Below are 12,686 nucleotides of genomic sequence, written 5' to 3' on the forward strand. Positions count from 1 at the left end.
AGGAGGAGATTTAGATGAATGGGAAGTTTATGGAAATGTTGGAGAACTTCTTATTACCGATTGCTGATAAGTTAAACAATAACCGTTACTTATCCGCTTTACGTGACGGATTTATGGTTGCGTTACCACTTATTATTTTTGGTTCTATATTTGTTGTTATTGCAAATTTTCCCTTCCTCGATAGTATGATTAGTGAGGAAGCCTATAAGGCATACCAAAATGCATTAGGACCAGCTTCAGCTGCCACCTTAAGCATAATGGGATTATTTGTAATCGTTGGGATTGGTTATAAGTTAACAGAGCATTACGAAGGGGAGGCTATTTATGGCGGTGTAGTTGCACTAGCAGCTTTCTTGATATTAACGCCACAGGTATTAGAAGGAGTATCTGGAGTTATTCCTACAGCAAGTCTAGGAGCCCAAGGAATGTTTCTTGGTATCTTTACTGCATTTATTTCAGCTGAGTTATATCGTTTCTTCGTACAAAAAGATTGGACAATTAAAATGCCAGCTGGGGTTCCGGGGGCAGTGTCAAAATCATTTAGTGCATTAATTCCGATTACCCTAACATTATCCATTTTTTTAATAGTCCGCATTCTATTTAGTTACACCAATTTTGAGACAGTACAGAATTTTATTTATACTATAATCCAACAACCATTAACTGAACTTGGTAGTGGATTGCCAGCAACTATTGTTGCGGTACTGTTGATTCAGGTTTTCTGGTTCTTTGGATTACATGGCCAAATCATTGTGAATTCAGTATTTGATCCAATCTGGTATGCATTAAATGATCAAAATTTATCAGCGTTTCAGGCGGGGACTGAATTACCAAACATTGTGACGAAGCAATTTGTCGACTCTTTCCTTGTTGGTATGGGAGGATCAGGCATGACGTTAGCTGTTATCATTCTAATATTTCTAATTGGTAGAAGTAGACAATTGAAGGAATTAGGTAAGCTTGGTGCACCTGCCGGGGTATTTAATGTAAACGAGCCTATTATCTTTGGCTTACCGATTATCATGAATCCATTAATTATTATTCCATGGCTTGTTGCTCCAGTTGTAGTTACCATTATTACATATTTTGCTATGTCGACTGGATTAGTTCCGCCACCTGCTGGGGTAATTGTCCCATGGACAACACCAGTTATTTTAAATGGATTTTTAGCAACAGGTAATGCATGGCAAGGAGGGGTACTACAGGCAGTAAATTTAGTTATAGTAATTGCGATTTGGTGGCCATTCTTAAAGATTATGGACAAGAGTTACTATGAAAAAGAAACGAAGGTAAAGAAAAGCTAATCATAATAACAGTATTTTAAGCAGTCTTAAGAGGTGAAAAGCGTGGATCAAACAACAAATATTGCATTTCAAATAATATTGCACGCCGGTAATGGAAAATCAAACGTAATGGAAGCCATTCAAGAGGCAAAGATCGGTAATTTTACATTAGCCGATGAACTAGTTGAACAGGCTGGAGAAGAACTAGGAAAGGCGCATGAATACCAAACCCAGCTATTACAACAGGAAGCAAAGGGTGAAGAAAATGTTATTAATGTCATGCTTATTCATTCACAAGATCATTTAATGACATCAATGACAGTAAGGGACCTTGCGATAGAGATTATCGAAATATACAGAAATAAATAGTAAGTTAAGAGGAGGAACTAGCGGTGACAATCAACTTTCAGTTTCCTGAAGATTTTTGGTGGGGAAGTGCAACGTCAGCAACACAAATAGAAGGTGCTGCGAAAGAAGATGGTAAAGCGAAAAACATCTGGGATCATTGGTATGAGAAGGAGCCAAACCGATTTTTTGATGAAATTGGCCCTGATACTACCTCTAATTTTTATCACACATATAAAGAAGATATAAAATTAATGAAAGAAATTGGTCATAATACCTTTCGTTTATCTATATCATGGTCAAGGTTTATGCCTTATGGTGAAGTAAACCAAAAAGCGGCAGACTTTTACAATCATGTAATTGATGAATTGATTGCTCAAGACATTGAGCCGTTTGTAAATCTGTTTCACTTTGATATGCCTTTTGATCTGCAACAGCAAGGCGGATGGGAAAGTAGAGAAGTAGTTGAGAAATATGTAGACTATGCGAAGACTTGTTTTCAATTATTCGGCGACCGTGTGACAAAATGGTTTACATTTAATGAACCAATTGTTCCAGTTGAAGGTGGATACTTGTATGATTTTCATTATCCGAATATCGTTGATGCTAAAAAGGCCACTCAAGTTGCTTATCACACAATGATTGCACATGCAAAGGCAGTAGAAGCATTTCGTACATACAATGACAATGGAAGTAAAATTGGAATCATTTTAAATCTAACACCGTCCTATCCTAGAAGTAATAATCCAGCTGATTTAAGAGCTTCTAGAATAGCAGACTTATTTTTCAATCGTAGCTTCTTGGATCCGGCGGTCCTTGGGGAGTATCCGAGCGAGCTAATAGAGATTTTAAATGAACATGGACTATTACCGAATACAGAAGTCGGAGATAAAGAATTATTAAGGGAGAACAAGGTTGATATTCTCGGTGTGAATTATTATCAGCCTCGTCGTGTGAAAGCAAAAGAGTATTTACCAAACCCGTATGCTCCGTTTATGCCCGATATGTATTTTGATAGCTATGAAATGCCAGGTAGAAAAATGAATAAGTATCGTGGGTGGGAGATATATGAAAAAGGAATCTATGATATTTTGAAAAATTTAAAAGATAACTATGGAAATATTGAATCTTTTATTTCGGAAAATGGCATGGGAGTTCAGAATGAAGAACGATTTCTAAGAAATAGAGAAATTCAGGATGATTATCGAATAGAATTTATAAAAGAGCATTTGAAATGGGTGCATCAGGCTATACAAGAAAATTGTAATGTAAAAGGCTATCATTTATGGGCTTTCATGGATAATTGGTCGTGGATGAATGCTTATAAAAATCGCTATGGTTTTTTTGCTGTAGACCTAAAGACAATGAAACGAACACCGAAGAAAAGTGCGCATTGGATAAAGCATGTAGCAGAAAATAATGGTTTTTAGACAGCAAAGCTGCTAGCTATCCGATAATGATTTTAATGAAAATATCGATTAAGGAGTTTTGATTTTGAACGAGTCAGAACGCCCTTTATCCCTCATATAACTGGCAGTAAGCCCCAAACTTCAAGTGAAAAAGTGAAACCAATATGGATAAGTGGGGAGCGACTGCCAGTAATGTCCGATTGGTTTAGAGGACTTTAGGTCATACCCTTGTGGTACTAACCATCCTGTGGGGGATAAACAAAACTCCCACTGATTGAGGTTTCACTTTATTACATCGATCCGAGTAAGGAGCAAATGGGTATGCTTACCTCGAGAATGAGAGTAATTTTAAAAAAGTTAATGACTATAGATGCACCTGTTACAGGTGAATTTTTGGCTGATATAAATAACGTTACATCTAGAACAACGAGGGAGGATATAAAAAAGCTAGATGCGTTGGTTATGAATCATGGTGCACAAATCCAAACCCTTATGGGAAAAGGTTATAAATTGGTTGTTTTTCAGGAAAAGAAATTTCGCCAATTTCTTCACCATATTGCATATCCAGAATTGTCAAAGGATTATCTACAACCTCAATCGCCTGAAGAAAGAGAAGCTTATATTATTCGAAAGCTATTAGTTAGTGATGATTATGTAAAGATCGAGCAATTGGCTGACGAATTGTACGTGAGTAAATCGACTGTTCAAAATGATTTAAAACAGGTAAAGTCCATCTTAAATCATTACTCTATTCAATTACATTCCAGACCTAATTACGGACTTGAGCTTAGAGGAGACGAGCTTAAATTACGTTTTTGTATGGCAGAATATGTTGTTGATCGAAGTAGTGATTGTACCGAAAATGGGATGAAAGGCTTATCTTCTAGTTTGATGCCAACAGATTTCCATGCCATATCAGCAATTATTATGCAGCAAATTAGTCAACATCAAATTAGTATGTCAGATATTGCTATTAATAACCTTCTCATTCATATTGCGATCGCTTACAAAAGAATTCGTAGTGGAAATCATGTTAATTTACAACCAAGTGAACGTAGCCAAATAGAAAAGCAGAGTGAATATCAAGTAGCTTTAAAAATTGTAAAGGATGTAGAAGAACATTTTAACGTTGTTTTCCCAAAGGAGGAGACCGCTTATATTGCTATTCATTTATTGGGAACGAAAATGCTTTCGCAGCCTACAAAAGTAGACGTGCTTAACGAACAAATGATTGACGATACTATTTTGGCTATTAGTAAAAAAATGTTAGCTAAAATTGAGGAAGAGTATCGCTTAGGTATTGAGCATGATAAGGAACTAATTATTGCACTAAGCTTGCATTTAAAACCTGCAATTAATCGCTATAAATATGGTATGAATATTAGAAATCCATTATTGGAGGACATTAAAAAGAAGTATCCATTAGCATTTGAAACGGCTATTCTTGGTGGTTTAATGATTGAAAAAATAACAGATACCAAAATTGATGAAAATGAAATTGGCTATATTGCCTTGCATATTGGTGCAGCTATCGAAAGAAGGAACTTAAATTCCGGACCTAAACGATGTTTAATTGTCTGTGCTTCTGGGTTTGGGACTGCACAATTGATCTACTATCGAGTAAAAACACAATTCAGACAGAGTCTTGATGTAGTAGGTATTACAGAATTGTATAAATTAAAAGCTTATAATTTAAACAACGTTGACTTGATTATTAGTTCAGTTCCTATTATAGAGAATTTATCAGTTCCAGTTATCGAAGTAAATGCTATTCTTGGAAATAATGATATGAAAAAAATTGGGCAATTCATTGGTAATCAACGAAATATATCTGGTTATTTTCAAGAAAATCTCATATTCTTACAGAAAGATTTTGAAACAAAGAAGGAAGTATTGCATTTTTTACATCAAAAGCTACTTCAGTTAGGACATGTAAATAAGAGCTATCTAGATAATCTATATGTCAGAGAAGCAATAGCTCCTACTTCGTTCGGCAACCTAGTAGCCATTCCACATCCGATAACTCCACAAACAAATAAAACGTTCTTAACTGTTTGTACTTTGAAAAAAGCAATTACCTGGGGAAATAAACCTGTCCAATTTGTCTGCCTTTTAAATGTCAAGAAAGATAGTCAGGAAGACTTGCAACATATGTATGATCTGTTGGGGAGAATGGTAAACTCGGAAACAATGATACACCAATTAATCAAGGCATCGACCTTTGATTCATTCATGTCTGCCTTACGTTAAAAAAGTAAGAACGATGTGAATAAGGAAAAAAGTCCTTCCTTTTGCTATTCTAGTTGTATATAGCTGTTTTGCTACGAATAAAGATCGTATCAAATTTCTAGCAAATCAGTAAAATACAACAAAGCTTCTCCAGTTTGTTTTGGTTAACGGACAAGCTTTGTAAGAAGTTGGTGCTGCAATGAATAACAGACAGAGAGAGCTAATTGAGATATTATTATCAAATGATAGTAAGCCATTTCTTATACAGGATCTTGCAACACATGTTCAATGTTCAGAGAAGACAGTGCGTAATGATCTTAAACAGATTGAAGATTATGTAAGGACTTTCTCATCCGCCTCAATAGTTCGTAAGCCTGGTACAGGCGTCTATCTAGACATAAATAATGTCGAACGAAAAAAATTATTCCAGGAACTATTTGCGGAGACAATATCTGAAGATGAGCGAGCAATGAAAATTGCCTATCGCTTATTGGAGAGTAAACGACCAGTTACATTACAAACATTGGCAGATGAACATCACATTCATAAAGCAGCTATTAAAGCTGACATGAAACGAATAGCTGAGTGGATAAAGAACTTTGATCTTTTATTAACTTCTAGGCAGAAACTAGGGCATATTATAGAAGGTGAAGAGATTAATAAACGTATTGCTTTAGCACATTTACAAGAATTTATCGTTGATAACACAAGAAATTACCTATTTGATTTATTTTTACCATTTGAAATTTCTACTATAAATAATGCGTTGGACAATATGAGGCTATCAAGTGGCATCCCTTTTGCAGATAGTGCGTTGGACGGTCTTTTGATGCATGCACTTATATTGGTGAAACGAACAAAACAACATGCATCTATCGTTATTTCAAATACTCCTGACGAAGCATTTTTTAAAACAAGAGAATATAAAGCCTCTGAAAAGTTTTTAGAAGAATTGGAATTGAAGTTTTGTATATCTATTTCTAAAGCAGAAATTATTTACTTTACATGGCATGTACGTAGTTGTAAAAAAAGGGAAGATCAATCAACTCCTTTGAATAAACAGCATCCGAAAACTGTACAGGTAGCTTCTGCAATAACCAGTAAGATTAAACGGTTAACGATGATATCCTTTGAAGAAGATGAGCAATTATTGAATGGCTTAGCTATTCATCTAGATGCAGTCATTCATCGACTTAAATATGGATTTCCAATCACAAATCCTTTGTTAGGTAATATTAAAAAGATGTATCCATATATGTTTAGTATGGTGACGTTAGCAATAGAAAATGTAAAGAGACAATTTTATATGAATCTTCCAGAAGATGAAGTTGCTTACCTTGTTCTTCATTTCCAAGCTTCGCTTGAAAGAATCCAAAAGAAGAGGAGGAAGGTTCCAAAGGTATTAATTGTATGTCATATGGGTGTAGGAATGTCTCATTTGTTGCAAGTGAAAATAGAACAACAATATAAGGATATTCAAATCGTTGGTGCAATAGGTAAATCAGAAGTACCTCGTTTCATTCAGCTTCATGAGGTTAACTTGATTATTTCTACGACAGCACTAAGTAATAGTAGTATTCCAACCATTATTATTTCTCCTTTACTTGAACAGGAGGATCAAGATAAATTGGCTCAATTCTTTAAACAAGGTACGATAAGTGATAGTTCGAATTCGTCAGGTTCTTTTCTAGCTGATTTAATGAGTGAAGAACTCTTATTCATAAATGTTAAAGCAGAGCATCGTTACCAAGTTGTAGAAATGCTTGGCAACCAATTATTAGCTAAAGGTAATATTAAGCAAGAATATGTTCATCATGCCCTATTACGTGAGAAAAAATCTGCTACATCTATTGGGGGTGGTGTGGCTATCCCACATGGAGATCCTAGTCTAGTGCGAAAAACCTCCATAGCGGTGGCCGTTCTTGATACACCAATAGAATGGGGAAGCGAAAGGGTATCAATTGTTTTTATGCTTGCTATAGCCAATGATAAATCCAATCCTATAAAAACAATTATTAATCAAATATCTTCTATTTCTCAAGATCCGATTACGTTTAATGCATTAATGAAAGCACCAGATAAGCAGTCCTTTATCACGAATATAAAAAGTTACAATTAGATGTAATCTAGTTAAGCTATTATGCCTACTTTAAACAGTAAAAGATCAGGATGATTTCCCTAATGAAATTTTAATCAGTGAGGGTTTTACTACTAGCTATATGTGGGATAAAATACAATCTTACCGTAGTTGTGGAAGAAAAGAGACATTTATCCTTTGTTTATCTGATATATACTATATTCAAGAAAGCGATTACGAATCTTTTCAGATACAGGAGGATATATTATGAAGATAGTTGCTGTAACTGCATGTCCAGTAGGTATTGCCCATACGTATATGGCCGCTGAGAATTTACAAAAAGCAGGTGAAGCACTCGGTGTTACTATTAAAGTTGAAACTCAAGGGTCCATTGGTGTAGAAAATGCACTTACCGAAAAAGATATTGAGGAGGCTGATGGAGTTATCATCGCCAGTGATAAGGAGGTTTCCAAAGATAGATTTATTGGTAAAAAGCTTATTGCAACAGGAGTCCAAGAAGGTATTAGAAATCCGGAACAATTAATTAAACGAATTCAAACAGGGGATGTTTCCGTTTATCAAGCACAATTAGCTTCTGCTGAAGGCGTTAAAAAGAAGCGAAAGGAAAAAGAGAATCCTATCTATAAGCACTTAATGAGTGGCGTATCTTACATGATTCCGTTTATTGTTGTAGGTGGATTACTCATAGCTATTGCTTTAACACTTGGCGGTGAACAAACACCTGGAGGAATCGTAATACCAGAAGATTCATTCTGGAAAAAGATTGAAGATATTGGTGCTGCCTCCTTTAGTTTTATGGTTCCGATATTAGCTGGTTTTATTGCGGTTAGTATTGCAGATCGTCCAGGCTTGGCACCAGGTATTATTGGAGGTTTCATTGCTGCAAATGGTAGTTTTTATGGCAGTGAAGCGGGTGCTGGATTTATTGGTGGGATCATCGCTGGTTTTCTTGCTGGTTATATTACGCTAGCTATTAAAAAAATTAAAGTGCCGCAAGCTCTTCAACCTGTTATGCCAATTATATTTATTCCAATTTTAGCAACGTTAATTGTTGGCTTATTATTTGTGTATGTCATTGGTGCGCCGGTTTCACAGGTGTTTGAATCGTTAACAGCATGGCTTGAGGGCATGCAAGGTGCCAGCTCCATTTTATTAGCGCTAATTCTTGGTGCGATGATTGCAGTTGATATGGGGGGACCTTTTAATAAAGTGGCATTTTTATTCGGTTCTGCAATGATTGCAGAAGGAAATTATGAAATCATGGGACCAATTGCGGTAGCCATTTGTATACCACCTCTTGGAATGGGACTAGCTACTTTTATTAATAAAAGAAAGTATCAACCTGCTGAGCAACAAGCAGGAAAGGCAAGCTTTACAATGGGATTATTCGGTATAACAGAGGGAGCTATACCATTTGCTGCCCAAGATCCATTACGTGTTATACCTAGTATCGTGGTCGGATCGATGACAGGATCTATGCTAGCAATGTTAGGTAATGTAGGTGATCGTGTAGCCCACGGTGGTCCGATTGTAGCTGTGTTAGGGGCGGTTGATAATGTACTAATGTTCTTCTTAGCTGCCGTTATTGGTACATTAGTTACAGCTATTTTAGTTAATCTACTAAAAAAGGATGTAGTTAGTTCTACACTCGATAGCCAATCTAACAAACAAACCGAAGCAGTGAATGATCAAATAAGTTCTCTGAACACTAGAAATGAACAAGATAAAAAATTATATATACGTAAGTTAACCGATATTGTAACCGTTGATCTAGTGGATACGGACCTTAAAGGAGCAACAAGAGATGAAGTTATTGATGAATTGATTAACAAAATGGATAGAGATGGTATTCTAAGCGACAAAGAGATATATAGACAGGCTGTTATTGCTAGAGAGAAAGAAGGAACAACTGGTATGGGTATGAACATTGCGATCCCACATGGGAAATCTTCAGCTGTTAATAAACCTGCTGTAGCATTTGGAATAAAACATGATGGTGTTGATTGGAATAGTTTAGATCATACTGCTGCAAAAATAATTTTTATGATTGCGGTCCCTGAAAAGAATGCAGGAGACGAGCATTTGAAAATACTACAAATGCTTTCACGTAAGCTTATGGACGACCAATTCAGAAAACAGCTTTTAGATGTAGCAAATAAAGAAGAGGCATATCAGCTACTAGATGAAATTCAATAAAGTATGTATTTATCCTTCAATTAACTGGCAGTAAGACCCTCATTTAGGGGATCGACTGCAAGTCAAATGTCCGATTAGTTCCAAGGCTTTTAGGTCATACTTTTGTGTTACTAACAATTAGTAGGGGAAAAACAAACCCCCACTAATTGATGTTTCACTTTATAAGGGTGTCTCATACTATTCGTTAGGGTACAGGAATGAATTTGAATATGTGGGACACCTGAGTTTTTCGCCAACTAGGAGGCTGAATCGCAGTTTTGGGTAACCTGTTACAACTCGTTCTTACTATTCATTAAATTCTATTGAAAATTATTAACGAAGCTACTTCTAAGTTTGCTATAATGATAGCTATTAATAGCTTCTAGGAGGAATAATTGTGCAATATAGAGAACCCTTATTTTTAAAGCCTGTTTTTCAGGAACGTATTTGGGGTGGGGAAAAATTACGTGATCTATATAACTATAATATCCCTACCAATAAGACAGGGGAGGCTTGGGGAATATCTGCTCACCCTAACGGACCAAGTAGAATTATGAATGGTCCTTTAAAAGGAAAGACTTTGGCGGAAGCTTGGCAAGAACATGGTGAGTTATTTCATAAAGATCCTATGAATAAGGAAGCATATCCGCTATTGGTAAAAATATTAGACGCAGCGAAAGATTTATCTGTTCAAGTACATCCTAATGATGCATACGCACGGTCTGTTGAAGCGCATCCTTATGGTAAAACGGAATGCTGGTATGTATTACAGGCGGAGCCAAATTCTGAAATCATTTTAGGACACCATGCAGACACTAGAGAAGATTTTGAAGCTAGCGTTGATAATGGTGCATGGGATAGTCTCTTAAAAAGCAAAAAAGTAGCAGCAGGGGATTTTATCTATGTACCTAGTGGAACCATTCATGCGATTGGTAAGGGAATTGTGATTCTTGAAACCCAACAGAGCTCTGATATAACATATCGCGTGTACGATTATGATCGGAGAGATGAGAGCGGGAATACAAGAGAACTGCATCTTACACAAGCGAAACAAGTTACGACCGTTCCTCATTATGAGCCTGAGTTAAAACAGCAGGTAGAAAAAATAGCTGATCTGACGATTAAAGAGCTAGTTAGTGAACAGTACTTTACTGTTTATCACTGGGAATTAGTTGGGCAAGTAACTAAACAAATGGATAAGGACTTTCTTCAGTGTAGTGTGATTGGTGGGACTGCTACGCTAACTGTTGATGACAATTCATTTGAAATCGTAAAAGGCGATCACTTTATCATACCTTTTGGAATAGAGAATGTTAAACTAAATGGAAATGCTCAGTTAATCGTTTCGCATACGTAATAAGACTGATTCAGTTAAGGGGGAGAGAGGTTATGTTGGTTGGAGCGATTGAAGCAGGGGGGACAAAGTTTGTCTGTGCGGTAGGAAATGAATCTGGAAAAGTATTGGATAAAGTAACATTTCCTACAAGTGATCCGAAAGAAACGTTACAGCATGTTTATGACTTTTTTTCTTCCTACAACATTAGTTCTTTAGGTGTAGGTAGCTTTGGTCCAGTCGATTTAGATGCAACAAGTTCTACCTATGGTACGATACTGAATACGCCTAAACTAAGGTGGAAGGAATTTCAGCTACTAGAGCATTTGACAAAGCACTTTTCGATTCCTGTCCATCTGGATACAGATGTAAATGCAGCTGCATTAGGTGAATATATGTATGGGGCTGGAAAGGACGTGAGCAGCTGTTTATATATTACTGTAGGGACAGGGATAGGTGCTGGTTTCGTAAATAATGGAAAAACGTATAAAGGGAAAAGCCATCCGGAAATGGGACATATTCTGGTACAAAAACATGTAGACGATGACTTTCAGGGAGTTTGTCCTTCTCATGGTGCCTGTTTAGAAGGATTGGCGTCGGGACCAGCAATTGAAAAAAGGTATGGTCAAAAAGGTCATTTGCTTTCAAATCGTATAGATGTCTGGGAAATAGAGGCCAGTTATCTGGCTCAAGCAATTATGAATTATTCTTTAATACTTTCCCCACAACGAGTGATTATTGGTGGAGGAGTTATGAAGCAGGAACGTTTATATCAACTAATTCGTAAAGCTTTTACCAATCTTATGAATAATTACATAGACGTTGGTGATATCGAACAATTTATAGCTTCACCTAAATTAAAAGATGAACAAGGGGTTAAAGGTGCAATTGCATTAGCAATTGAAAAAGGGAGATAATAACCTTAAACGCTTATCGTTATGACGAACAAGAAGGTAAGAAGTTTTAACGTAATTAAGCAGGTAGTCACCTTGCTGTGATAAACCGCCCCCTATAAGTAAACATTTAGGATCAAATAGTAAAATTATTTGTGCCAGACCCGCAGCTATTTGCTTTGCCCAATCATTGATCATAGAAATACATGCTTGCTCTCCAGATTTTGCACGTTGAAAAATATTCTCTGGTGTAGTTGCTTCTCCAAATACTTGTTTAACCATTGAACGAAGCGCAGAAGTAGCCGCCCTCTATTCAAAATTGGTTTTCGTGACCGGATCATATAATAAATAGCCAACTGAATTGGCTTGTTGATAATATCCGTCCATTAGTTCGTGATGGTAATAAGCTCCACCGATTCCTGTACCAATTGTAATACAATAAATATGATTTTTATTCATAGGAGAGCCCTTCCAACGTTCTCCTAATAAATTTTTATTTCTCCGTATGTCTGTTGAGATGTACGTTGGGTTTTAATTGGGTATAAATTTCCCGTATATGTCCATCTTAAAAAGAAAGGAAAATTATTCTAACAAAAGTGGTGAAATGTTATGAGGAACAGGGCTATAGGCATTTGTTTTATAATGTTTCTAATGCTGTTTGTACAATTGACAGAGGTAAACGCTGCACCTGATGTAATTGACAAACATACAGAACATAACTGGCAAGAATATCATACAGAAACGTCATTCATAAAAACAGGTACACATGAATATAAGTATTGGAAAAATTTTATGCGCCACAAACGGACATGTGAGATATATCAGAAGTTGAAAACCATTGTATATTATTGTGATGTGCATGATCATGCTAAATCTGAAACAATTCATGAGGGAACAGTTCACAGTGAAAAACACGATTAA

General features: G+C 36.2%; 10 protein-coding genes and 1 pseudogene. 9 read left to right on the forward strand and 2 right to left on the reverse strand.

The window, feature by feature from the left end:
- Nucleotides 1-14: 14 nt before the first annotated feature.
- The 8 genes from celB (at nt 15) to ABDZ84_RS03775 (ending at nt 11,789) form a co-directional block, all read left to right on the forward strand.
- The gene (celB, locus tag ABDZ84_RS03740; RefSeq protein WP_166530222.1) at nt 15-1,304 is read left to right on the forward strand and encodes a PTS cellobiose transporter subunit IIC; all 1,290 of its coding nucleotides are present in this window, start codon (nt 15-17) and stop codon (nt 1,302-1,304) included.
- 42 nt (nt 1,305-1,346) lie between these two features.
- Nucleotides 1,347-1,652, forward strand: coding sequence for a PTS sugar transporter subunit IIA (locus ABDZ84_RS03745; RefSeq protein WP_026682575.1), 306 nt, complete (start codon nt 1,347-1,349; stop codon nt 1,650-1,652).
- A 23-nt stretch (nt 1,653-1,675) separates the two neighbouring features.
- On the forward strand, nt 1,676-3,058 hold the full coding sequence (locus ABDZ84_RS03750; RefSeq protein ID WP_166530223.1) for a glycoside hydrolase family 1 protein: 1,383 nt from the start codon (nt 1,676-1,678) through the stop codon (nt 3,056-3,058).
- 300 nt (nt 3,059-3,358) lie between these two features.
- A complete protein-coding gene (locus ABDZ84_RS03755; RefSeq protein WP_166530224.1) occupies nt 3,359-5,287 on the forward strand; it encodes a BglG family transcription antiterminator in 1,929 nt (642 codons plus the stop codon).
- Between the two features lie 178 nt (nt 5,288-5,465).
- The gene (locus ABDZ84_RS03760; protein WP_343780136.1) at nt 5,466-7,385 is read left to right on the forward strand and encodes a BglG family transcription antiterminator; all 1,920 of its coding nucleotides are present in this window, start codon (nt 5,466-5,468) and stop codon (nt 7,383-7,385) included.
- 225 nt (nt 7,386-7,610) lie between these two features.
- A complete protein-coding gene (locus tag ABDZ84_RS03765; protein ID WP_166530226.1) occupies nt 7,611-9,560 on the forward strand; it encodes a PTS fructose transporter subunit IIABC in 1,950 nt (649 codons plus the stop codon).
- A 376-nt stretch (nt 9,561-9,936) separates the two neighbouring features.
- Nucleotides 9,937-10,896: a mannose-6-phosphate isomerase, class I gene (gene manA, locus ABDZ84_RS03770; RefSeq protein WP_034679528.1), complete on the forward strand. Its 960-nt coding sequence runs from the start codon at nt 9,937-9,939 to the stop codon at nt 10,894-10,896.
- A gap of 32 nt (nt 10,897-10,928) precedes the next feature.
- Nucleotides 10,929-11,789: an ROK family protein gene (locus ABDZ84_RS03775; protein WP_343780140.1), complete on the forward strand. Its 861-nt coding sequence runs from the start codon at nt 10,929-10,931 to the stop codon at nt 11,787-11,789.
- On the opposite strand, the pseudogene ABDZ84_RS03780 reads toward ABDZ84_RS03775, so the two are convergent.
- Nucleotides 11,766-12,059, reverse strand: a pseudogene (locus ABDZ84_RS03780) (ROK family protein); the annotation flags it as partial. The gene ABDZ84_RS03775 and the pseudogene ABDZ84_RS03780 sit on opposite strands and share 24 nt — an antisense overlap.
- A gap of 15 nt (nt 12,060-12,074) precedes the next feature.
- Complete coding sequence (locus ABDZ84_RS03785) at nt 12,075-12,224, reverse strand: hypothetical protein (RefSeq protein WP_343780143.1); 150 nt, start codon at nt 12,222-12,224, stop codon at nt 12,075-12,077.
- Between the two features lie 150 nt (nt 12,225-12,374).
- Between ABDZ84_RS03785 and ABDZ84_RS03790 the strand changes: the two genes are divergently transcribed.
- Entirely contained in the window at nt 12,375-12,686 is a 312-nt protein-coding gene (locus ABDZ84_RS03790) for a hypothetical protein (protein WP_051388436.1), read from the forward strand.

This window comes from Virgibacillus salarius (assembly GCF_039521925.1).
Taxonomy (GTDB): Bacteria; Bacillota; Bacilli; order Bacillales; family Amphibacillaceae; genus Virgibacillus; species Virgibacillus salarius.

What these genes read in the sequence shown, in the direction of transcription:
- celB (WP_166530222.1), top strand. Translation starts at nt 15, where the DNA reads ATGAATGGGAAGTTTATGGAAATGTTGGAGAACTTCTTATTACCGATT.
- ABDZ84_RS03755 (WP_166530224.1), top strand. Translation starts at nt 3,359, where the DNA reads ATGCTTACCTCGAGAATGAGAGTAATTTTAAAAAAGTTAATGACTATA.
- ABDZ84_RS03760 (WP_343780136.1), top strand. Translation starts at nt 5,466, where the DNA reads ATGAATAACAGACAGAGAGAGCTAATTGAGATATTATTATCAAATGAT.
- ABDZ84_RS03765 (WP_166530226.1), top strand. Translation starts at nt 7,611, where the DNA reads ATGAAGATAGTTGCTGTAACTGCATGTCCAGTAGGTATTGCCCATACG.
- ABDZ84_RS03775 (WP_343780140.1), top strand. Translation starts at nt 10,929, where the DNA reads ATGTTGGTTGGAGCGATTGAAGCAGGGGGGACAAAGTTTGTCTGTGCG.
- ABDZ84_RS03785 (WP_343780143.1), bottom strand. Translation starts at nt 12,224, where the DNA reads ATGAATAAAAATCATATTTATTGTATTACAATTGGTACAGGAATCGGT.
- ABDZ84_RS03790 (WP_051388436.1), top strand. Translation starts at nt 12,375, where the DNA reads ATGAGGAACAGGGCTATAGGCATTTGTTTTATAATGTTTCTAATGCTG.